Source organism: Geodermatophilaceae bacterium NBWT11 (assembly GCA_014218215.1).
Lineage (GTDB): Bacteria > Actinomycetota > Actinomycetes > Mycobacteriales > Geodermatophilaceae > Klenkia.
Genome location: CP043652.1, coordinates 3,781,042 through 3,801,393 on the forward strand (window position 1 = coordinate 3,781,042; position 20,352 = coordinate 3,801,393).

Annotated in this window: 22 protein-coding genes and 1 pseudogene; 12 read left to right on the forward strand and 11 right to left on the reverse strand. The window is 76.5% G+C overall.

Features of this window, described 5'->3' with window-relative positions; translation table 11 throughout:
• Positions 1-105: 105 nt before the first annotated feature.
• The 7 genes from F1C76_18390 (at position 106) to F1C76_18420 (ending at position 6,809) form a co-directional block, all read left to right on the forward strand.
• Positions 106-1,620, forward strand: a complete 1,515-nt coding sequence (locus F1C76_18390) for a sugar transferase (GenBank protein ID QNG38275.1) — start codon at positions 106-108, stop codon at positions 1,618-1,620.
• Between the two features lie 50 nt (positions 1,621-1,670).
• On the forward strand, positions 1,671-2,990 hold the full coding sequence (locus F1C76_18395) for a UDP-glucose/GDP-mannose dehydrogenase family protein (protein ID QNG38276.1): 1,320 nt from the start codon (positions 1,671-1,673) through the stop codon (positions 2,988-2,990).
• Positions 2,843-4,144 (forward strand): nucleotidyltransferase family protein, encoded by a 1,302-nt coding sequence (locus F1C76_18400; protein QNG38277.1) that lies wholly within the window; start codon positions 2,843-2,845, stop codon positions 4,142-4,144. Before F1C76_18395 ends, F1C76_18400 begins: the two co-directional genes overlap by 148 nt.
• Before the next feature lie 82 nt (positions 4,145-4,226).
• Entirely contained in the window at positions 4,227-4,949 is a 723-nt protein-coding gene (locus F1C76_18405) for a hypothetical protein (GenBank protein QNG38278.1), read from the forward strand.
• Positions 4,946-5,218 (forward strand): PqqD family protein, encoded by a 273-nt coding sequence (locus tag F1C76_18410; GenBank protein ID QNG38279.1) that lies wholly within the window; start codon positions 4,946-4,948, stop codon positions 5,216-5,218. Before F1C76_18405 ends, F1C76_18410 begins: the two co-directional genes overlap by 4 nt.
• A complete protein-coding gene (locus F1C76_18415; protein QNG38280.1) occupies positions 5,215-5,652 on the forward strand; it encodes a lasso peptide biosynthesis B2 protein in 438 nt (145 codons plus the stop codon). Before F1C76_18410 ends, F1C76_18415 begins: the two co-directional genes overlap by 4 nt.
• The gene (locus tag F1C76_18420; protein ID QNG38281.1) at positions 5,325-6,809 is read left to right on the forward strand and encodes a hypothetical protein; all 1,485 of its coding nucleotides are present in this window, start codon (positions 5,325-5,327) and stop codon (positions 6,807-6,809) included. Before F1C76_18415 ends, F1C76_18420 begins: the two co-directional genes overlap by 328 nt.
• On the opposite strand, the gene F1C76_18425 is transcribed toward F1C76_18420, so the two are convergent.
• From F1C76_18425 to F1C76_18435, 3 genes are all read right to left on the reverse strand, one after another.
• Positions 6,806-7,633, reverse strand: coding sequence for a hypothetical protein (locus tag F1C76_18425; protein ID QNG38282.1), 828 nt, complete (start codon positions 7,631-7,633; stop codon positions 6,806-6,808). The genes F1C76_18420 and F1C76_18425 overlap by 4 nt on opposite strands.
• Before the next feature lie 246 nt (positions 7,634-7,879).
• Positions 7,880-8,512, reverse strand: coding sequence for a response regulator transcription factor (locus F1C76_18430; GenBank protein QNG38283.1), 633 nt, complete (start codon positions 8,510-8,512; stop codon positions 7,880-7,882).
• On the reverse strand, positions 8,509-9,060 hold the full coding sequence (locus tag F1C76_18435; GenBank protein QNG38284.1) for a hypothetical protein: 552 nt from the start codon (positions 9,058-9,060) through the stop codon (positions 8,509-8,511). The genes F1C76_18430 and F1C76_18435 overlap by 4 nt, the downstream gene beginning before the upstream one ends.
• An 18-nt stretch (positions 9,061-9,078) precedes the next feature.
• On the opposite strand from F1C76_18435, the gene F1C76_18440 reads away from it, so the two are divergent.
• On the forward strand, positions 9,079-10,875 hold the full coding sequence (locus tag F1C76_18440) for an ABC transporter ATP-binding protein (protein ID QNG38285.1): 1,797 nt from the start codon (positions 9,079-9,081) through the stop codon (positions 10,873-10,875).
• A 10-nt stretch (positions 10,876-10,885) separates the two neighbouring features.
• Here F1C76_18440 and F1C76_18445 read toward each other — a convergent pair whose 3' ends face one another.
• Positions 10,886-11,692, reverse strand: coding sequence for a lipase (locus F1C76_18445; protein QNG38286.1), 807 nt, complete (start codon positions 11,690-11,692; stop codon positions 10,886-10,888).
• Positions 11,693-11,736: 44 nt separating this feature from the next.
• Here F1C76_18445 and F1C76_18450 point away from each other — a divergent pair, with 44 nt between their 5' ends.
• Together F1C76_18450 and F1C76_18455 are read left to right on the forward strand one after the other, a co-directional pair.
• Positions 11,737-12,423 carry a CDP-alcohol phosphatidyltransferase gene (locus F1C76_18450; GenBank protein QNG38287.1) on the forward strand — a complete coding sequence of 229 codons (687 nt, stop codon included), beginning with the start codon at positions 11,737-11,739 and terminating at the stop codon, positions 12,421-12,423.
• Between the two features lie 71 nt (positions 12,424-12,494).
• Positions 12,495-13,487, forward strand: a complete 993-nt coding sequence (locus F1C76_18455; protein ID QNG38288.1) for a carbohydrate kinase family protein — start codon at positions 12,495-12,497, stop codon at positions 13,485-13,487.
• On the opposite strand, the gene F1C76_18460 is transcribed toward F1C76_18455, so the two are convergent.
• Genes F1C76_18460 through F1C76_18490 form a run of 7 tightly spaced genes read right to left on the reverse strand, consistent with a single transcriptional unit; the run spans position 13,466 to position 19,371 of the window.
• Positions 13,466-14,074, reverse strand: coding sequence for a flavin reductase family protein (locus tag F1C76_18460; protein QNG39360.1), 609 nt, complete (start codon positions 14,072-14,074; stop codon positions 13,466-13,468). The genes F1C76_18455 and F1C76_18460 overlap by 22 nt on opposite strands.
• 56 nt (positions 14,075-14,130) lie before the next feature.
• Positions 14,131-15,207 carry a glycosyltransferase gene (locus tag F1C76_18465; protein QNG38289.1) on the reverse strand — a complete coding sequence of 359 codons (1,077 nt, stop codon included), beginning with the start codon at positions 15,205-15,207 and terminating at the stop codon, positions 14,131-14,133.
• Positions 15,204-15,974 carry a carotenoid biosynthesis protein gene (locus F1C76_18470; protein ID QNG39361.1) on the reverse strand — a complete coding sequence of 257 codons (771 nt, stop codon included), beginning with the start codon at positions 15,972-15,974 and terminating at the stop codon, positions 15,204-15,206. Before F1C76_18470 ends, F1C76_18465 begins: the two co-directional genes overlap by 4 nt.
• A gap of 5 nt (positions 15,975-15,979) precedes the next feature.
• Positions 15,980-17,590 carry an NAD(P)/FAD-dependent oxidoreductase gene (locus F1C76_18475; GenBank protein QNG38290.1) on the reverse strand — a complete coding sequence of 537 codons (1,611 nt, stop codon included), beginning with the start codon at positions 17,588-17,590 and terminating at the stop codon, positions 15,980-15,982.
• Positions 17,583-18,158 carry a GNAT family N-acetyltransferase gene (locus F1C76_18480; GenBank protein QNG38291.1) on the reverse strand — a complete coding sequence of 192 codons (576 nt, stop codon included), beginning with the start codon at positions 18,156-18,158 and terminating at the stop codon, positions 17,583-17,585. The genes F1C76_18475 and F1C76_18480 overlap by 8 nt, the downstream gene beginning before the upstream one ends.
• The gene (locus F1C76_18485; GenBank protein QNG38292.1) at positions 18,155-18,688 is read right to left on the reverse strand and encodes a YbaK/EbsC family protein; all 534 of its coding nucleotides are present in this window, start codon (positions 18,686-18,688) and stop codon (positions 18,155-18,157) included. The genes F1C76_18480 and F1C76_18485 overlap by 4 nt, the downstream gene beginning before the upstream one ends.
• Positions 18,685-19,371, reverse strand: coding sequence for a class I SAM-dependent methyltransferase (locus F1C76_18490; protein QNG38293.1), 687 nt, complete (start codon positions 19,369-19,371; stop codon positions 18,685-18,687). The genes F1C76_18485 and F1C76_18490 overlap by 4 nt, the downstream gene beginning before the upstream one ends.
• A 164-nt stretch (positions 19,372-19,535) precedes the next feature.
• On the opposite strand from F1C76_18490, the gene F1C76_18495 reads away from it, so the two are divergent.
• Positions 19,536-19,868 carry a hypothetical protein gene (locus F1C76_18495; protein QNG38294.1) on the forward strand — a complete coding sequence of 111 codons (333 nt, stop codon included), beginning with the start codon at positions 19,536-19,538 and terminating at the stop codon, positions 19,866-19,868.
• A pseudogene (locus F1C76_18500) lies at positions 19,868-20,278 on the forward strand (hypothetical protein). The gene F1C76_18495 and the pseudogene F1C76_18500 overlap by 1 nt, the downstream one beginning before the upstream one ends.
• The last annotated feature ends 74 nt before the right edge of the window (positions 20,279-20,352 follow it).

Consider the following 20,352-nt stretch of genomic DNA (forward strand, 5'->3'; position numbering starts at 1 on the left):
GTTCTCTTCCCGTCCCCGGTGGTCCAGGGTGGGGGAGCCGCACAGCGTCGTCGGCACCGTCACGGGGGATCGGCAACGGGGGACGACCCACCGACGGAGGACTCTGTGACGACGACCCGCAGCACCACCCCAGGCCGCACGGCCACCCCGGACCCGGCGTTCGCCGCTGCCGCCCGCCGCTGGCGGGTGGGTCGCACCCGGGGGTCGGGCACCGAGGCGCGCCGCGCCTGGCGGGCCCGCTACGTGCGCAGCCTGGTCGCCGCCGACCTGCTCTGCGCCGCCGTCGGCGCGGTCGTCGGGCACGCGGTGCGCTTCGACCCCACGGTCGCCGGACTGGTCACCGCGGCCCCGACCTGGTCGGTGCTGGTGCTCCCGTTCGCCTGGATGGTCGCCATGCTGCTGTCCCGCAGCTACGAGGAGCGCTTCCTCTGGGCCGGCGCGGAGGAGTTCCGGCGGGTCTTCGTGGCCGCGCTGGTGCTGCTGGCCGGGGTGGCCACCGTGTCCTGGGCGTTCCGGCTGGAGGTCGCCCGCGGCTTCGTCGTCGTCGCCATCCCGCTGGCCACCGTGCTGACCCTCGTCGTCCGGTACTCGGTGCGCAGCTGGCTGCACGGACAGCGCGACCGCGGCCGCTACCTGCAGACCACCCTGCTGGTCGGGCACCGGGCCGGGGTGGCCGCGCTGCACGAGCAGATCGACCGGGAGCGCTACCAGGGCTACGACGTGGTCGGCTGCTGCCTGCCCGGGTCCGGACCGGTCAGCGCCTTCGACGGGTTGCCGGTGCTCGGCGGGCTCGACGAGGTGGTCGCCGTGGTCGAGCGCTACGAGGTGGACACCGTCGCGGTGCTGCCCAGCCCCGAGCTCGACGGCGGCGCGCTGCGCCGGCTGGGCTGGGACTTGGAGAAGACCCGCGCCGAGCTGCTGCTGGCCCCCGCGGTCACCGAGATCGTCGGCCCCCGGGTGAACATCCGGCCGGTCTGCGGGCTGCCGCTCATGCACGTCGAGCGCCCCGAGCTGCGCGGTGTCCGGCGGCTGACCAAGGTGGCCGTCGACCGCACCGTGGCGCTGGTGGTGCTGCTGCTGGGCTCCCCGGCCCTGCTCGCCGTCGCCGCGGCGGTCGCGCTCACCAGCCCGGGCCCGGTGTTCTACCGGCAGCAGCGGGTCGGTCAGGACGGCCGCACCTTCTCGATGCTCAAGTTCCGCAGCATGGTCGTGGACGCCGAGGCACGCCTGGACGTGCTGCAGGCCGCCAGCGAGGGCAACGGCGTGCTGTTCAAGATGCGCGGGGACCCGCGCGTCACCCGGGTGGGCCGGGTCCTGCGGCGCTACTCGCTGGACGAGCTGCCCCAGCTGCTCAACGTGCTCGGGGGCCAGATGTCGCTGGTCGGGCCGCGCCCGCCGCTGCCCTCCGAGGTCGAGAAGTACGGCTTCGACATGCACCGACGGTTCCTGGTCAAGCCCGGCATCACCGGGCTCTGGCAGATCAGTGGACGATCGGACCTGTCGTGGGACGACTCGGTGCGCATCGACGTCCGGTACGTGGAGAACTGGTCGCTGATGTTCGACCTGATGATCCTCTGGAAGACCGTGGGCGCCGTCGTCCGCGGCTCCGGGGCCTACTGAACCCCCGCACGACAGACTCACCACACCACCCCCTGCGAGGACGAGGACACATGAAGCTCTCCGTGATCGGTTGCGGTTACCTGGGCGCGGTGCACGCGGCGTCCATGGCCGAGTTGGGCCACGACGTGGTCGGCATCGAGGTCGACGTGCCCAAGGCGCAGCTGTTGGCCGCCGGGAAGGCCCCGTTCCACGAGCCCGGGTTCGAGGAGCTGCTGGGCCGGTCGTTGGCCTCGGGCCGGCTCCGGTTCTCCTCCGACATGGCCGACGCGGCGGGGTCGGCCGTGCACTTCGTGTGCGTGGGGACCCCGCAGAAGCGCGGGGAGTACGCCGCGGACCTGCGGTACGTGGAGGCCGCGACCGAGGCGTTGCTGGCGGTGCTGGAGCCCGGGGACCTGGTGGTGGGCAAGTCCACCGTGCCGGTGGGGACGGCGGCGCGGCTGGCCGAGCTGGTCGAGGGCAAGGTGCCCGGGGCGACGCTGGTGTGGAACCCGGAGTTCCTGCGCGAGGGGTTCGCCGTCCAGGACACCCTGCACCCGGACCGGCTGGTCTACGGCGTGCCGGCCGGTGCCGACGGCGACCGGGCCCGGGCGGTGCTGGACGAGGTGTACGCCACGATCGTGGCCGCCGGGACACCGCAGGTGGTCACCGACTACGCCACCGCGGAGATGGTGAAGACCGCGGCGAACTCGTTCCTGGCCACGAAGATCTCCTTCATCAACGCGATGGCCGAGCTGTGCGAGGCGACGGGCGCGGACGTGAAGCAGCTGGCCGACGCGATCGGCTACGACGACCGGATCGGCCGCAAGTTCCTCAACGCCGGGCTGGGCTTCGGCGGTGGGTGCCTGCCCAAGGACATCCGGGCGTTCATGGCCCGGGCCGGGGAGCTGGGTGCGGACCAGGCGCTGACGTTCCTGCGCGAGGTCGACAACATCAACATGCGCCGCCGGATCCGGATGGTGGACCTGGCGCGGGAGGTGTGCGACGGGTCGCTGGTCGGCAAGCGCATCGCCGTCCTCGGGGCCGCGTTCAAGCCCGACTCCGACGACATCCGGGACTCACCCGCGCTCAACGTGGCCGCCCAGCTGCAGCTGCAGGGGGCCTCGGTGCGGGTGACCGACCCGGCCGCGGGGGACAACATCCGCCGGTCGTGGCCGCAGCTGGACGTGGTGGACACCGCCGAGGAGGCCGCCGAGCGCGCCGACGCGGTGCTGCTGCTGACCGAGTGGAAGCAGTTCCGCGAGCTCGACCCGGTCGCGTTCGGCACGGTGGTGGCGAAGAAGCGGGTGCTGGACGGCCGGCAGGCCCTGGACCGGGACGCCTGGGAGGCCGCGGGCTGGGCGTACCGCGCCCTCGGCCGCCGGGCCGGCTGACCGCCGCCGTGCCCGGGCCGCGGCCGAGCAGCCCGGGCGCCGTGGTGCTCTGGGCCGCCCGGCGGGCGGCCGGGCACGACGCGCCGCCACCGGCCTGGCGGGGGGACGACGGGGCGCTGCGCGCCGCGGTCGCCCACCACCGGGCCTGGCTGCTGCTCGCCGCGCACGGCCCCGACGTGCCCGGTGTGCCGGGGGCGCTGCTTGCCGAGGCCTGGGCCCGCCGGGACCGGGCGCGCCGGGCGCAGCTGCAGACCGACGCCGACCTCACCGTCGCCGGCGCCGCCCTGGACGCGGCCGGCGTCCGGTGGGCCTGCCTCAAGGGCCCGGTGCTGACCGCGGTGCACGCCCGGGCCGGGGCCGACCGGGCCGCCCTGGACCTGGACCTGCTCGTCGCCCCCGACCGGCTCGCCGCGGCACTCGACGCCTTCGAGGGCGCCGGCGGCGCAATGCTGACCCGCAACTTCGCGCTGCTGCGCCGCGAGCTGCCCGGCGAGGTCGCCGTCCGCGGCCGGTTCGGCACCGTGCTGGACCTGCACTGGACGCTGGTCAACCGGGCCGGCCGACGACGCCGCACCACCGTGTCCACCACGGACCTGCTCGACCGGGCCTCGCCGGTGCAGCTCGCCGGCCGTCCGGTGCCCGCGCTGCAGCCCGACGACGCCCTCGTGCACGTCTGCCTGCACGCCGCGCTGGCCGGGGCGACCCGGGTGTCCTGGCTGCTGGACGTGACGCTGTCGGTGCAGGACCGCCCGGTCGACTGGTCCCGGGTGGTCGGCACCGCCCGGGCCTGGGGGGTGCCCGCCCCGGTGGGCCTGGTGCTCGCCCGCGCCGCGACCCTGTTGGCGGCCCCGGTGCCGCGGTCGGTGCTGCGCCGGCTCGCGGCCCCGGACTGGCGGTTGGCGGAGCGGTGGGCCGGGCCGCGCGTCCTGCACAGCACCGCCGACCTGGGCAGCTGGCCGGCCCGGCTGGCCGTCGGCTCGGCCGAGCACGCGACCGTCCCGGGACTGCTCACCGCCCGGGCCGCCCGGCTCGTCGCCGGCCGCCCGGCGGCGTTCGTGCAGGGGGCGTCGGCCCCGGGATCGGCCCTGCACCCGGCCGGGGACCACGCCGACCTCACCGCCTTCCTGCAGACCGTCGCGCAGGAGGCGGCGTGACCCCCCGCTGGCTGCGCCTGCACCTGGCCGGCGAGCGCCTGCTGGAGGGCGCGGTGCACCGGGCCGAGGCGCCTGGGACGGCGTGTGGCTGGGCCTGCTGACCCCCGACCAGCTCGCCCTGCTCGACCGGCACTTCTACGACGGCGAGCCGGTCTACCGCTCCGAGGCGCACAACCGGCAGGGCCTCTTCGACTGGGAGACCCACGTGGTGGACACCCACCTGCCGGCCGGCTGCCGGGTCGTCGTCACCGGCGCCGGCGGGGGCCGCGAGGTGCTGGCGCTGCTGGCCCGCGGGCACGACGTCGCCGGCTTCGAGCCCAACCCCACGCTGGCGGCCGTGGGCGCCACGCTGACCGCGGCCGACGGGCACGGTGCCCGGGTGGCGGTCAGTGCCCGGGACGGGTTCCCGGTGGGTCCGGGCAGCACCGATGCCGTCGTCCTGGGCTGGGGCTCCTACATGCTCGTGCCCACCCGCTCGGCCCGGGTCGCCCTGCTGCGCGCCGCGGCGGCGGCGGCCGGCGGCGGTCCGGTGCTGCTGTCCTACTTCCGGCTGCCGGCCGACCGACGCCAGTTCCGCACCGCGCTGCGGGTCGCCCGCCCGCTGCGGCGCTGGCGCGGGGCCGAGCCACCGCTGCTCGGGGACGCACTGGCCCCCAACGCGGTGCACCACTTCACCGGCGCGCAGATCGCCGAGGAGGCCGCCGCGGCCGAGCTGGTCGTGGTCGAGCGGGGCGACGGGGAGTACGGCTGGGCCGTCGTGCGGGCACCGGCCCGCACCCAGGAGACAGGGGAGGGACCACCATGAGCGAGGGACCGACGATCAGGCTGCGGCCGGGGGCGGTGTCCTGGCGCGAGGCCGACGGCGAGGTGATCGCCCTGGACCTGGGCACCTCGGACTACCTGGGGGTCAACGCCACCGGTGCGGCGCTGTGGACCCGGATCGCCGAGGGCAGCACCGCGGCCGAGCTCGTGGGCGTGCTGCAGGCGCAGTTCGACGTGTCGGCGGACCGGGCCGCCGCCGACGTGGCCGCTTTCGTCGGGGACCTCCGCACCCGGGGACTGCTCGAGACGTGATCCCCCGTCCTGCGCCGTCCCGGTTGCACGACCCGGCCCGGTGGGGGGCCTACCGGCGGGAGCCGCTGACCGGGCGGCTCGCGCCGGCCACCCTGCGCGCGGCCTGGTGGGCCCGGACGGCGGTGCGCCGGGCCCGCCGGGCGCTGGCCGCGGACGGTGTCGACGCCGTGGTGGCCCCACCGCCGGCGCTGCCGGCCGGCGCCCGCCGCGGGGTCGAGGCCGTGCTGCGCCGCACCGCGCCGACCTGCCTGGAACGCAGCCTGGTGCTGCAGGCCTGGCTGGCCGCCCACGACGTGCCCTGCGAGGTCGTCGTCGGCGTCGCGGGCTCGACCGGCGGGGACGGCGGGGTGCGGGCGCACGCCTGGCTCGACGTCGAGGCGCACGACCCGGTCGCCCGTGGCTACCGGGAGATCCACCGGCTGCCGCCGCGGTGACGCCGTCGACCGCCTGGCAGCTCGACCCGCTCGAGCTCGCCGCCGGGTTCCCGCTGGGGCTGGGTCCCGGACCCGCGTTGGCCCGTGCGCTGCCGGGCACCCCGACCGCGCGCGGCGCCTTCGAGGCCGTGCTGCGCCAGGCGCTGCGCCGTCCGCCGTGCGTGGTCAGCTTCTCCGGCGGCCGGGACTCCTCCGCCGTGCTCGCGGTGGCCGCCCTCGTCGCGCGCCGGGAGGGGCTGCCGCCCCCGGTCGCGGTCACCCTGCGGTTCGCCGGGGTGCCCGCCGCGGAGGAGTCGGCGTGGCAGGAGCAGGTGGTCGCCCACCTCGGGGTGGCCGACTGGGAGGTCGTCGAGGTCACCGGCCAGCTGGACCTGGTCGGTCCCGTGGCCGCCCGCGAGACCGGTCGGCACGGGGTCCTGTGGCCGGCGAACACGCTCTTCCACGCCCCCGTGGCGGAGCGGGCGGCCGGTGGCACGCTGGTCACCGGGTTCGGCGGGGACGAGGTGATGAGCCCCGGGTGGGCGTGGGACCGGGTCGGCCGGTTGCGCGACCGCACGAGCCGGCCGGTGCCGGCCGACCTGGTCGAGCTGGCCGGGGCGGTGGCACGTGGACCGGTGCGCCGGTGGGTGCTGGACCGCCGTCCCGAGCCCAGCGCGCCCAGCCCCTGGCTGCACCCGGGCGTGGACGCCGAGGTGCGGGACCGGTGGCGGGCCCTGCGGGCGGCGGAGCCGGTGCGGCACGACCGGGCCCTGCTCGGGCACTGGTGGACCTCGCGCTACCTGCAGGTCACCCGGCAGAGCCTGCGGCTGCTGGCCGCCGGGCACGGCGCCGCCGTGGCCCACCCGTTCACCGAGCCGGCCTTCCTGGCCGCGCTGGCGCGGGAACGGGGGCACTCCGGGCCCCGGCACCGGACCCGGGAGATGGTCCGGCTGTTCGCCGACGTGCTGCCGCAGGCCACGGTGTCCCGGGTGGGCAAGGCGACGTTCAACGGCGCGTTCTGGGGCCCGCACACCCGGGCGTTCGTCGCCGACTGGGACGGGTCGGGGGTCGACCCCGCGCTGGTCGACGTGGCCGCGCTGCGCCGGGAGTGGGCCGCGGCCGACCCGGACGCCCGCACCCACCCGCTGCTGCAGGCCGCCTGGGCTGCCCGGGTCTAGCGCCGGGCGAGCTCGGCGAGCAGCTGCTCGGTGGCCGCCGCCATCAGCGACCAGTCCCGGGGCCGGGTCCACTGCAGCACCGGGACGCCGGCCAGGTCGAAGAACTGCGCCGGGTCCGGTGGGGGACGGCGCAGCGCCGCCGCCTGCACCAGCAACGGCACCCGCGCCGCCGGCGGCACCGGGCGCAGGTCGGGCGGACCCCAGGCCGGCACCAGCCACCCGGCCAGCGGGGTCGGCCCCGCCGGGGGCACCGGCACCCGCCACCGCTCACGGCGACCGACCACGCCCATCGGGGTGCCCAGCCCGAGGTGCTCGGCGGCGCCGCGGCGCAGGTCGACCAGGCCCGGACCGGGCAGCACCTGGCGGTCGACGACCACGGCGACGTCGTCGGTGACCACGGGGTGGCCCAGCACGTGCGCCTGGGCGACCAGCGAGCTCTTCCCGGCGTCCCGGGCGCCCAGCACGCCCCACGCCCGGCCGGCGACGGACACCGCGCCGGCGTGGAAGACGTCGTGGCCCAGCCAGTGGGCGGCGATCGCGGACACCAGGGAGAGGTGCGGGTGCACCAGGTGGTCGTGCGGCAGGGGGTCGACGGTGGTGAAGTGCGCCGTCCGGGTGGCCCGGTCCAGGTGCAGGTCACCCGCACCGTTGACCATCGCGAACGCGGCCCGGTCCCCGTCCAGCAGGTCCGCGGTCAGGGTCGAGGGCCCCCGGGCCTGGCCGACCCGCAGCACCGGGGCGTCGGCCGGCACGGGGCGCAGCAGGTGCCGGGCGTCGGTCAGGTCGGGCAGGGCGAGCCCGTAGCACCCGAGGTGCGGCGTCACCTAGGTGAAGCCGCCCGGTGACCGGCCCGGGGCCGCGCACCTACGTTCAGCGCTCCACCGACTCCAGGGAGCAACCGTGTTCGAGTACGAGTCACCGACCGTCACGACCATCGGGTCGCTGCACGACATGACCCTCCAGTACAAGACGTTCGGCGCCGCCGACGGCGTCATCCTGGTCATCCCCGGCACCCCCAACGGCCCCGGCGGGGACTCCGACGAGTTCGGCAACGTCCTCAGCTGACGCGCTCACCGCGGCACCAGGCCCAGGTCCAGGGCGCGCTGCACGGCCTGGGCGTGGCTGCGCACCCCGAGCTTGACGAAGATCCGCGACCGGTGGCTGTCCACGGTGCGGGCCGAGAGCCCCAGCGCCCGGGCGATGGACTTCACCGGGTCACCGGCCAGCATCGCCACCAGCACCTCCTGCTCCTTGGGCGTCAGCGCCGGCGGGCGGGGGGCGCGGGCCTCCCGCCACTGCTGCAGCACCAGCGCGGCGACGGTGGGGTGCAGGGTCGCGCGCCCGGACACCGTCTCCCGGACGGCGGTCGCCACGTCCTCGGCGGTGCACTCCTCCAGCAGCAGCACGCCCGACGCCCCGGCCAGGAGCAGCTCCGGGACGGCGCCGGCGCTCGCCCGCGGGCACACCACCAGCACCCGGGTGGCCGCCCCCAGCACCGCGGGCAGCAGCGCGGCCAGCGGGACGTCGTCCACCACCACGTCGCTGACCAGCAGCCCGGCCCCCTCCCCGCAGGCCCGGACGACGTCCTCGGCGGTCGTGGGGGTGCGCACCGGGCGCACCCAGGCGTGGGTCAGCACGTCGCGCAGCACGGACCGCACCAGGGGCGAGGACCCGGCGACCACCGCCGCCACCGCGCCGCTCACCGGTCGTCGTCCGGGGCGGTCCGGGGCACCGGGACGCGGGTGAGCGGCACCCCGGCCGAGCGGAGCTCGTGGGCCAGCCGCACCGCCTCGACCTGCGTGGACACCCCGAGCTTGGCCATCGCCCGCTGCCTCGCCGCCTGCACCGCGCGGGGGCTGATGCCCAGGTCGGCGGCGGTCCGTGCGGCCGGTACGCCGGCCGCGACGGCGCTCAGCACGGCGTCCTCGCGGGGGGACAGCGACGGACGGCCGACCCCGGCCGGCGCCGGGGGGACGCAGGCGGCCTGGCGCACCCGCGCGGCCAGCCCGGTCAGGTCGGCCACGTCGAGGTCCTCGACGGCCACGCTGCGGGTCCCGGGGTGCCCCGACGGGCTCAGCCAGACCGTCCTGTCGAGATCGGCCGGTACGACCTCCGGCCAGCCGGCGTACGAGCCCACCAGGCGCAGCCCCGACACCCGCCCCAGCGCTGCGGCGAGGGCGGCGCGGACCAGCGGGCGCGGGTCGACGACGCCCACCGATGCAGGACCGGGCGGACCCGACGAGCCGGACATGCGGGCGAGGCTAGTCGGATGAGACCACTCAGTGCAGCTGGTCGATGGCAGAGAGTGATCAGGCGCCGGCGGAGTCTGCCGGTGGCCACCGCCGTCGCCACGGTCTGGCGGGCCGACCGCCGGGGCACCCTCGTCGCCGGAGGGCTCGCCCTGGGCGGCGCGCTGTGCGGTCTCGGGCTGGTCGCGGCGAGCCACCTCGCGCTCCGCACGGTGCTGGACACCGGTGACGGGTCCGGACTCGTCCTCCCGCTGCTGCTCATCGCCGTCCTCACCGCCGCGTCCGGCTCGATCGGGGTGCTCACCGGGCTGCACCAGCGGGTGCTGGGCGAGCGGGTGGCCCAGGCGGTCTGGCGGTCGCTGCTGGCCTCGTGCGCGTCGGTCGACCTGGTCACCTACGAGTCCACCGGCTTCCTGGACCGGCTGGAACGGGTGCGCGGCAACGCGGTGAGCCGGCCCGCCGGCGTGGTGACCGCGGTGTTCGGGCTGGCCGGCGGACTGCTCGGCGTCCTGGTGCTGGGCGGTGCGCTGCTCACGGTGGCGCCGGTGCTGGTCCCGGTGCTCGCCGTGGGCGCCGTCCCCGCGGTGCTGCTGTCCCGCCGGGCCAGCCGCGCGGAGTTCGCCCTGGCCCGGCGCTCCACCGCGTCGATGCAGCGCCGCGGCTACCTCAAGTCGCTGCTCAGCCATCGGGTGACCGCCGCCGAGCTGCGCGCCTTCGACGCCGCCCCCGGGCTGCTGGCCCGGCACGACGCGGAGGACGCCGCACACCTGGGCCGGCTGCAGGCCCACGTGGGCGGCCGGCGACGCACTGCGCTGGCCGGTCTGGTCACCGCGGCGGTGGCCCTCGGCGCGGCGATGGTCGTGGTGGTCTGGCTGGCCACCAGCGGGCGGATCGGGCTGCCCGGCGCCGGGGCCGCCGCGGTCGCCGCCCGGCTGCTGGGCGGGCAGCTGGCCCGGGTCTTCCGCTCGCTGGGCTCGCTGGTCGAGGCCGGCCCGTTCCTGGCCGACCTGGACGCCTTCCTCGCCGACTTCCCGGCCCGGGACACCAGCGGGGTGCGGCAGACCCTGCACACCGGGCTGGCCGTCCGGTCGGTCTCCTTCACCTACCCCGGGCAGACCCGGCCGGCCCTGGACGACGTCAGTCTCGACGTGCTGCCGGGCCGGGTGGTGGCCCTCGTGGGGGAGAACGGGTCGGGCAAGACGACCCTGGCCAAGGTGCTGGCCGGGCTCTACGCCCCGGCCTCCGGGGCGGTCTGCTGGGACGGGCGGGCGCTGGGTCGCGACGACCTCCGGGCCAGCACCAGCGTGCTGTTCCAGGACTTCCTGCGCTACCAGATGTCGGTCACCGACAACGTCGCCGTCTCGGGCGGGCCCGGGCGGACGACCGACCCCGACCGGGTCGCCGCGGTGCTGGACCGGGTCGGTGTCGGCGACGCGGTGCGCCGGCTGCCGCACGGGCAGGACACCGTGCTGGGCGTGGAGCTCGGCGAGGGCGGCGACCTGTCCGGGGGCCAGTGGCAGCGGGTCGCCCTGGCCCGGGCGCTCTACCGGGACAGCGACCTGGTGGTGCTCGACGAGCCCAGCGCCGCCCTGGACCCCCGGGCCGAGCACGAGCTGTTCCGCGACGTCCGGGCCGTGCTGGACGGCCGGGCCGCCGTGCTCGTCTCGCACCGCTGGTCCAGCGTGCGGCTCGCCGACGTGATCCACGTGCTGCACGAGGGCCGGGTGGTCGAACACGGCAGCCACGAGGAGCTGGTCGCCGCCGGCGGCCGGTACGCCGAGCTGTACGCCCTGCAGGCCGACGCCTTCGGCGGCTGACCCGCGGGCCTCAGCCGGAGAGCCGCCCGCAGTCGGCCGGGCCCAGCGCGACCGGCTGCCCGCCGGCCAGCTCGGCGAGCACGATCGACTGCACCAGGGGGTCGCGGGGCAGCTGGCCGTGCTCGACGGTCGAGTCCGCGCAGACCGACTGCACGGTCAGGTTGAGTGCGCCGTCGAGCTCGGCGGAGTCCGGCGGGGTGACGGTCTGGTCCACCGTCGTCCAGATCGACACCCACGTCGGCCCGGCCGGCGTCTCGTCGTCGGCGTTCAGCTCGCGCAGCAGGTCGCTGTCGGTGGTCAGCTGCCGGCACCCCTCGGGGCACTGGTCGGGGGCGAGCTCGGACCCGAGGTCGGCCAGCGTGGTGCCGTGGTGCGGGGAGCCCAGGGTGAGGATGCGGCGGGCCTGCTCGGCCCCGCCGTCGGCGGCCCACAGCCGGGCGATGACGCCCCCCGCGGAGTAGCCGATCACGTCCACGCTGCTGGCCCCGGTCCGCGCCAGCGCGTCGTCCACCGCGGTGCCGAGCACGGCGGCCGAGGCGTTCATGTCCCCGGTGCCCTCGTCGGGCACGTCGACGACCGTGGCGTCCCGGCCGACGGCGTCGAGCCGGTCGGCGAGCGTCTGCAGGGAGGCCGTCGAGCCGCCGTACCCGGGCACGAGCAGCACCGGGCCCAGCTCGGACTGGGACACCTCGGTCGCGTCGTCGGCGGTGAGCCGGGGGACCAGCAGCGCCGCGGTCAGCGCCAGGGCGGCGACCACGACGGCGGCCAGCAACCCGAGCACGAGCCGGCGACGGGCGGGGGAGAGGCTGGCGAACACCCCACCACTGTCCCCGGTTTCCCCGGTCCTGGTGGACTGTCCCCGTGCCGTCCTTCCTCAGCCGCGACGAGTACTTCGACGCGTGGTCCACCTGGCACGGCGGCACCGACCCGCGCGACAGCGGGATCGTCCGCGGCTGGCTGACCATCGCGTACACCCTGGCGCGGCCGCTGTCCGGGCTCTCCCCGCTGCTGGTCACCGCGCTGGGCCTGGTCGTGGCGCTGGCCTCGATCGGCCCCGCCGCGGCCGGCGGGCTGTGGCTGGTCCCCGCCGGGCTGCTGATCGGGCTGTCCGGGCTGCTGGACTCCCTGGACGGCGCGCTGGCCATCGCGGGCGGGCGGGCCAGCCGGCGGGGGTTCGTGCTGGACTCCGTCGTCGACCGGCTGACCGAGGTCGCCTACGCCCTCGCCTTCTGGGTCGCCGGGGCTCCCGGCTGGCTCGTGGTCGCCTTCGGCGCGCTCTGCTGGCTGCCGGACTACCTGCGCGCCCGGGCCGGGCAGGCCGGGGTCGACGAGACCGGCGCGGTGTCGGTGTGGGAACGGCCGACCCGGGTCGCGATGGCCGGGATGACGCTCGGCGGGGCCGGGGTCTCCTCGCTGGTCGGACTGGCCGAGCCGGTCGTGGTGGCCGGCGCCGCGGTGGGTGTGCTGCTCGGCGTCGTCGGCACCACGCAGCTGGGCCTGCAGCTGCGCAGGGCGCTGGACGGCCCCGGTCCCGTTACGCTCGGGTGAACCCCGGGGGGGCTGCCGAGCAGCCGGCCACCGGGTCCGTGTGAGCCCGCACCCCCCTCTGGAGCCCCACCGTGTCCGTCGCCGTGACCGGTTCGATCGCCACCGACCACCTGATGACCTTCCCGGGCACCTTCACCGAGCAGTTCGTCGAGGGCCAGATGGAGAACGTCTCGCTGTCGTTCCTGGTCGACGACCTGGTGCAGCACCGCGGCGGCGCCGGGGCCAACATGGCCTACGGCATGGGCCTGCTCGGCCTGACCCCGGTGCTCGTCGGCGCGGTCGGCAACGACTTCGACGACTACGAGGCCTGGCTGAACCGGCACGGGGTGGACACCGCCTCGGTGCACTGGTCCGAGCTCAAGCACACGGCCCGGTTCACCTGCACGACCGACTCGGCGAACAACCAGATCGCGTCGTTCTACTCCGGCGCCATGGCCGAGGCCTCGATGATCGAGCTGGCCCCGGTGGAGAAGCGGGTCGGCACCCTGGACCTGGTCATCGTCGGCCCGAACGACCCCACCGCGATGGTGCAGCACACCCAGGAGTGCCGGGACCGCGGCTACGCGTTCATGGCCGACCCCTCCCAGCAGCTGGCCTGGGCCGACGGCGAGATGATCCGCACCCTGGTCGACGGCGCCGAGCTGCTGTTCACCAACGAGTACGAGGCCGCGCTGCTCAAGCAGAAGACCGGCTGGAGCCACGCCGAGGTGCTCGACCGGGTCGGCACCTGGGTGACCACCCGGGCCGCCAACGGCGTGCGGGTCGAGCGGGTGGGGGAGGAGACGATCGAGGTCATCGCCGTCCCCGAGACCCGCCCCGTGGAGCCCACCGGCGGCGGCGACGCGCTGCGCGCCGGCTTCGTCGCCGCCCGCCAGTGGGGCCTGTCGCTGGAGCGGGCCACCCAGGTCGGCTCGGCCGTGGCCACCGCCGCCGTCGAGGTCGTGGGCACCCAGGAGTACTCGCTGCCCCGGGAGTCGTTCCTGCAGCGCTTCGAGGCCGCCTTCGGTGCGGAGGCCGCCGCCGAGGTGGCCCCGCACCTGCCTCACTCCCCGCGCAACGCCTGACCGATCGAGGGGTCCTCGGACCACTGGCTGAAGGGGATCCGCTTGATCTCCTTCAGCTCCCCGATCGTCGCCCACTCGTTGCCGCCCAGGCGGGCCAGCGGGTTCAGCTCCTCGATCCGCGGGCGGCCGTCGCGGACGACGGTCTCCCACGCCGTGGCGTGCACGACCCGACCGAAGACGACGGTGCTGTCGCCCAGCCGGATCGTCGAGTGCAGCACGCACTCCAGGCTCACCGGGGACTCCGCGACCCGCTTGGCCGCCACCACCGAGCTGTCCTCCAGCGTGACACCGGTCTGCTCGGCCTCGTCGTGGTCGGGCGGGAAGTCGGTCCCGGTGGCGTTGACCTGCTCGAACAGCGCCTCCGGCGTCAGGTTGACGGTGAAGTCACCGGTCGCCTCGACGTTGTTCAGGGAGTCCTTGCGGCCCACGGACGTGAACTGCACGATCGGCGGGTCCACGCAGGCCACCGTGTAGAAGCTGTGCGGGGCCAGGTTGTGGCCCCCGTCGGCGTCGCGGCTGCAGACCCAGGCGATCGGGCGGGGGACGACGACGGAGTTCAGCACCCGGTAGAAGGCCCCGGTGCCCATCTCGGCCGGGTCGAAGTGCGTGCGGGCGTGGTCGGGAGAGGTCACGCCGTCCAGTCTCACCGCAGCGTGCGGCCCCGCCACTCCAGGGTGCCGCGCCGGCGGCCCAGCACCGAGCCGACCAGCAGCACGTCGAGCAGTGCGACCCCCAGCGGGTGGGTCAGGCTGTCGGGCCACACCCGGCCGCCGATGCGGGCGGCGGTCACCGCCCGGCCCAGCACGCCGGCGGCGTAGCCGACCAGCCCGGCCCGGGTCCCGCTCAGCGGGGGGACCACGTACACCGCCGTCAGCGCCGCCCCCGCCAGCAGGCTGCCCACCGGTGACCCGCCCAGCGCCGACCACAGCGACTTCTCGTAGCCGGCCCGCAGCGGCGCCCAGCCCTCGTACATCCGGGTCGCGGCCAGCGTCGAGCCCTCGACCACCACGCCCCGCCCGCCCGAGCGCTTCAGCGCCCGCAGCAGCGCGATGTCCTCGAGCACCTCCCCGCGCACCGCACCGTGCCCGCCGGCCCGCTCGTAGGCGTCCCGGCGGACCACCAGGAACTGCCCGTTGGCTGCAGCCAGCGAGGGCCGGGGCGAGCGCTCGGCGAGCCGCAGCGGCAGCGTGGTCGCCCACAGCCACTGCTGCAGCGGCTGCACCAGCCGCTCGGCCGGGGTGACCGCGAGCTGCCGGGGCCAGGGCGAGACCAGGTCCAGGTCGTGCGCGTCGAGCAGCGCCACCGCGGCGGCAACGGCGTGCGGGGCGAGCCGGACGTCGGCGTCGAGGAACACCAGCACGTCGACGTCGCCGGCCCCGGCCGCGCCCTGGGCGCAGGCGGCCGGCTTGCCCAGCCACCCGGCCGCGGGCGGGGTGGCCGTCCGCACCTCGACGCCGTGCGCCCGGGCGATCGCGGCCGTGCCGTCGGTGGACCCGTCGTCGACCACCACCGTGTGCAGGTGGGGCACCCCGGTCTGGGCGGCCACCGACTCCAGGCAGCCCGTCAGGGTGGCCTCCTCGTCCCGGGCCGGGACGACGACCCGCACCCGGTGGCGCACCGGCGGTGGGTCGGCCGCCGGCCGCCGGAGCAGCGCGGTGTTGACCACGGCGTGCACCGCCGTGGCCACGCTGATCCCGGCGAGCAGCGCGACCGGCCTCACCGGCGGGTGCGCTGCCGGGCGAGTGCGACGAGCACCGGTACCGCCAGCACGACGCCCCAGGCGGCCGAGCCGGGCAGGTCGAGGAACGCCGCGTGGGCCAGGGCCCCGCCCAGGGTCATCCAGCCCAGCACCAGCATCGGGGCGCCGTCCCCGAGCCGGGGCGCGGTCCGGGCGGCCAGCGCGTCCAGGGCGGCCATCGTCACCAGCCCGGCCAGCAGCCAGCCGGCCAGGTTCGTCAGCGGCACGGTGTCGATCCCGGGCAGCCCCGGGGAGGGGTGCGCCCAGGTCCAGTAGCCGGCCTGGACGAGCTGGGGGTCCAGCACGACGTCCCAGGCGGCGAAGACGGCAGCAGCGGTGGCGATCCGGCCCAGCCGGTGGGCAGGCACCAGCCGGCGGGCCAGCAGCCAGCTCGGCCAGGCCATCATCAGCCACGCCAGCGGCACCAGGAACGGCACGCCGAGCAGCGTCGGGCCCAGCGCGTCGGAGTACGTGTAGCTGCCGTACGGGAACCCGGTCGCCAGCCCGACCGCCTCGAACAGCACCGAGGCGGCCACCACCACCCCGAGCACGCCGAGCCCGGTCCGTGCGCCCCGCGAGACCCAGGCGTGCGCCACCGACAGGGCCGATCCGAGCAGGACGATCGTCCAGCTCACGACGTCCCGGCCGCCGCCCCCGGCGAGCGGGTAGGCGATCGCGGCCAGCACCAGCGCTCCGGCGAGCACCCACGGCACCCGGGCCGCCGTCGGGTGGGCGGTGCGCTGGTCCAGCGTCGTCACCGGCGGGTGAGCCGCTTCGTCAGCCGGCCCAGCCGGGACCGGTCGCCCAGCACCACCCGGGCCGCCGTCCGCCCGGAGTTGCCCGACACCCCGCCACCGGGGTGCGTGGAGGCCCCGGACAGGTACAGCCCTGGCAGCCCCGGCACCCGGTGCCCGGAGAGCTCCGGGGTGGGCCGGAAGGCGAACATCGAGGCCAGCGACATCTCCACGTGCATGACGTTGCCCCGCACCAGGCCGAGCTCCTGCTCCAGCCGCAGCGGGGTCTGCACGTACATCCGCTGTACCGAGTCGGCGAACCCGGGGGCGTACCGGTCGACGGCCTCGATCAGCCGACGGGCCTCGGTGTCGGCGATGGCGTCCCAGTCGGCGCCGTCGGCCATCGCGTACGGGTACCACTGGCCCCAGATCGTCACCACGTGCTGGCCCTCGGGCGCCAGGGTGTCGTCGCTGGCGGAGAAGCTCATGGCCAGCGGCACCGGCTCGCGCGGCACCTCCCCGGCCAGCCAGTCGCCGTGCGCCCGGGCCAGCTGGGCGCGGTCGGTGCACAGCAGTTGCAGTCCCTGTAACGAGTCCGCCGCCGACACCCCGGGGTACTGGGGCAGGGCATCGGTCTGGCAGCGGACGACCAGGCCGAAGCCGTTGCCCAACGGGGGCGCGGCGTCGGCCAGGGCGGGTGGTGCGTCGTCCCCGGCGATGGCCGCGGTGGCGCTCACGTGGCAGGCGGCGACGACGACGGGGGCCTGGATCCGTCGCCCGGACGCGGTGACGACGCCGGTGACCCGGCCGTCCTCGGTGATCAGCGACGCGGCGCCGTCGCCGAGGGTGACCCGGCCGCCGTGCGACTCGAGCTTGGCGCGCAGCGCGCGGGTCAGGCCACCGGAACCACCGACCGGGTGCCCGGGCGGGGTGGTGTGCAGCAGGGCCGCCCAGCCGACCATGGCCGCGGTGCCGGGCTCGGACATCGGGGGTCCGGACTGGGCGCCGAACCAGGCCAGCGCCGCCTTGAGGCGCTCGGAGGAGAACCACCGGTCCAGCAGGGCGTCGCCGGAGCCGAGGAAGTCCGTCGCCAGTTCACCGCCCGCCGTGCGCGGTCGGCCCTTCGCCGGCGCCCCGAGCGGCCACAGGTGGCGCACCAGCCGGGCCGGGCTGGGCCGGTCACCGAAGGCCTGGACGACCTGGGCGCTGCGGGGGCCCCAGACGCCGACGAAGCGGCGGTAGGCGGCGGCGTCCTCGGGCCCGCAGGCGGCCTCGATGGAGGCGCAGGTGGCGTCGAGGTCGACGGAGAACACGATCGGACGGCCGTCGGGCCCCTCGCTGCCCGGCGCGGTGGCCGGGGCGAAGCCCCACGGGTCGCAGTCGACGTAGCGGAGGCCGTGGGCGGCGAGGTCGAGCTCCTCGACGATCCCGGAGTGCCGGATGATCACGTGCGCACTGGAGCCCCGGTCGACGTGCACGCCGGGCCAGCGTTCCACGGTGGAGACCGCCCCACCGAGCACGGTGTCGCTCTCGACCACCTCGACGTGCAGGCCGGCCTCGGCCAGGTGGCAGGCGGCGACCATGCCGTTGTGCCCGGACCCGATGACGATCGCGTCGGCGGTGTCAGACATCGGCGGGGGTGCCCAGCGGCAGGCGGGCACCGAGGATCGCGAAGGGCCGGGCGTCGCCGGGGAAGTGGTAGCCGCGGGCCAGGTCGACGAAGCCGTCGGCCTGGTAGAGCCCGAAGGCCTTGGTCGGGGAGTCCGGGGTGCTCAGCAGCGCGGCGGGGTGCGGCAGGTCGGCGACCAGGGCGTGCAGCAGCTGGCGACCCAGGCCCTTGCTCTGGTGCTCGGGGTGCACGTGCAGCTCGCAGACCTCGAAGGCGCCGGGCAGCCAGCGCTTGGCGGTGCGCCGGTCGAGGGCGTGCCGCACCTGGTCGTGCCACCACTGGCCGGGCGCGACGAGGTAGCCGTAGCCGAAGCCGACCAGCTGCTCGCCCTGCGGGGTCTGGGTGAACGCGCCGACCGCACGGAAGCCCGAGCGCTCGGTGTGCTGCACGGCGTAGCCGTACCGGCCGGCGACGACGGAGTCCCCGTAGCCCATCGCGGCGCCGTAGATGGCCAGTGCCTCGTGCAGGTGGTCGCGCATCCAGCGGGTGGGCAGCTCGACCACCCGGGTGGCGGGGACGGTGTCGGTCACGGGGTGCGGGCCTCATCGGGTGCGGGGGCGGGTGGGTCGAACGGTGCGGCGACCTCGGCCGGGGTGCCGGCGGTGATCGCCAGCAGCTCGTCGTAGCTGGTCGGGAAGACGGTGTGCGGGTGGCCGGCGGCGGCCCAGACGACGGGGTGGCGGGCGAGCTCGACGTCGACCAGCGTGCCGATCGGGTGCGGGTGCCCGACGGGGGCGACCCCGCCGATCGCCTGGCCGGTGTGCCGCCGGACGAACTCCGGGCTCGCCCGGCGCACCTCGCGGACCCCGAGCAGGCCGGCCACCATCCCGGTGTCCACCCGGTGGGCGCCGCTGGTCATCACCATCACCGGGTTGCCGTCGACGTCGAAGACCAGGCTGTTGGCGATCGCCCCGACCCCGACGCCGAGCTGTGCCGCGGCCGCGGCGGCGGTGGGTGCGCTGTCGGGCAGCTCGCGGACCGCGTCGGCGGCACCGTCGGCGCCGGCGGCCCGCAGCTGCGCGAGGACCTCGGCCACCCGGGGGTGGTCAGCAACGGTCATGACCCGAGTCTCCCACCGGTGTCCCCGGTGCCGCCGGTCGCACCGTGCCCGTGGGGAGACCGCCGGCGCAGCAGCAGGGCCGCCTGGGGCGTGGTCTCCCGGGGGCCGGCGGGACGGTCCCAGCGGGTCACCGGCTCGAAGCCGGCCCCGTCCAGCACGGCGAGCAGCTCCTCGGGGTCCAGTCGCCAGACGTCGAGGTCCACCGCGCGGCCGTAGGCCGACATGCGGCGCAGGTGGGCGGTGCCGACCTGGAAGGCCACCAGCAGGTGCCCGCCGGGCCGGAGCACCCGGGCCAGCTCGGCGGTCACGACGGGCCGGTCGGCCGGGGCGACGTGGATCAGGCAGTACCAGGCCAGGACGGCGGAGAGCTGCCCGTCGGGTTCGTCCAGGGCGGCCAGGTCCCCCGCGGCGAACGCGATCCCGGGGTGGTCGCGGCGCGCGACGGCGACCATCCGGGGGGAGAGGTCGACCCCGCGCACGTCGACCCCGAGGGCGTGCAGGTGACCGGTGGTGCGACCGGTGCCGCAGCCGGCGTCGAGCACCGGACCGTCGACCACGGCGACCAGCGCGTCGAGCACCCGGCGCTCCCACGGCTGGCCGGTCAGGTCGCGGCCCACCAGTCGGGCGTAGGGCTCGGCGACGGTGTCGTAGGCGCGGCGCACGCGTGCTGTCGGGTCGTCCACGAGCCCACTGTGGAGGAGGGGTCCGACAGTCGCGACGGGTGTCCACAGGGCACGCGCGCCGGCTTGACGCCCGCCGGGGCGCCGTGGTCTGCTCGTCGTGTTCGAACAGGTGTTCGAACAGCCGGTGGGGAAGTCGGCTGGGGTGCAGGAGGGCGGAGTCTGTCATGAGCCGTGTGCTGCTCGGCGCGGGAGGCCGCGTCGGTGAAGAGGTGCAGGTCGAGCAGGGTCCGCTGGGGCCCGTGCAGTTCTGGCGGGCGGGCAGCCGGCACGAGGTCGGCGAGCTGCTCGACCACTGGGTCGAGACGTCCCCCTGGTGGCAGCGCGGGGCGGCCACCGGTGGCGGCGGAGGCGCCTCGGCCGACCTGGTGGCCACCCGGCAGGTGTGGCGGCTGGAGGCGGTCCGTGCCGGCCGGTCGCAGACCAGCTTCGCCGGGGTGTTCGACCTGTCGTGGGAGCCGGCCGAGAACTGCTGGCTGCTCGTCCGGGTGCACGACTGATGGGCGCGGTCCGGGTGCTCTCACCCGCCCAGCTCGAGCTCACCCCGCCGTTGCCGCCGGCTGCCTCCCAGCTGCTGGGGCAGGCCCACCGGGGGCTGGCCGAGGCCGCGGTCTGCCCGGACGCGGGGTGGCGCTACGCCACCGCGCACCTGGCCGCACTGCGCGGGGCCGCCGCGGTGCTGGCCGCCCGCACCCGTCCCGAGTCCGGCCGGCGCCGCCCCCGCAGCGCCTGGGTGCTCATCGGCCAGGTCGCCCCCGAGCTCGGTGAGTGGGCCGCGTTCTTCGCCGCCGGTGCGGCCAAGCGCGCCGCCGCCGAGGCCGGGCTCTCCCACGCGGTCACCGAGCGGGAGGCCGACGACCTGGTCCGGGACGCCGGTGCGTTCCTGGCGGTCGTGGAGACCACCCTCGGCCGCCCGGTCTCCGCCGATGCCGCCCGTCCCGCGCCGCCCGCGGGTGCCGGCGCCGTGGTCACCCGGCTGTACCC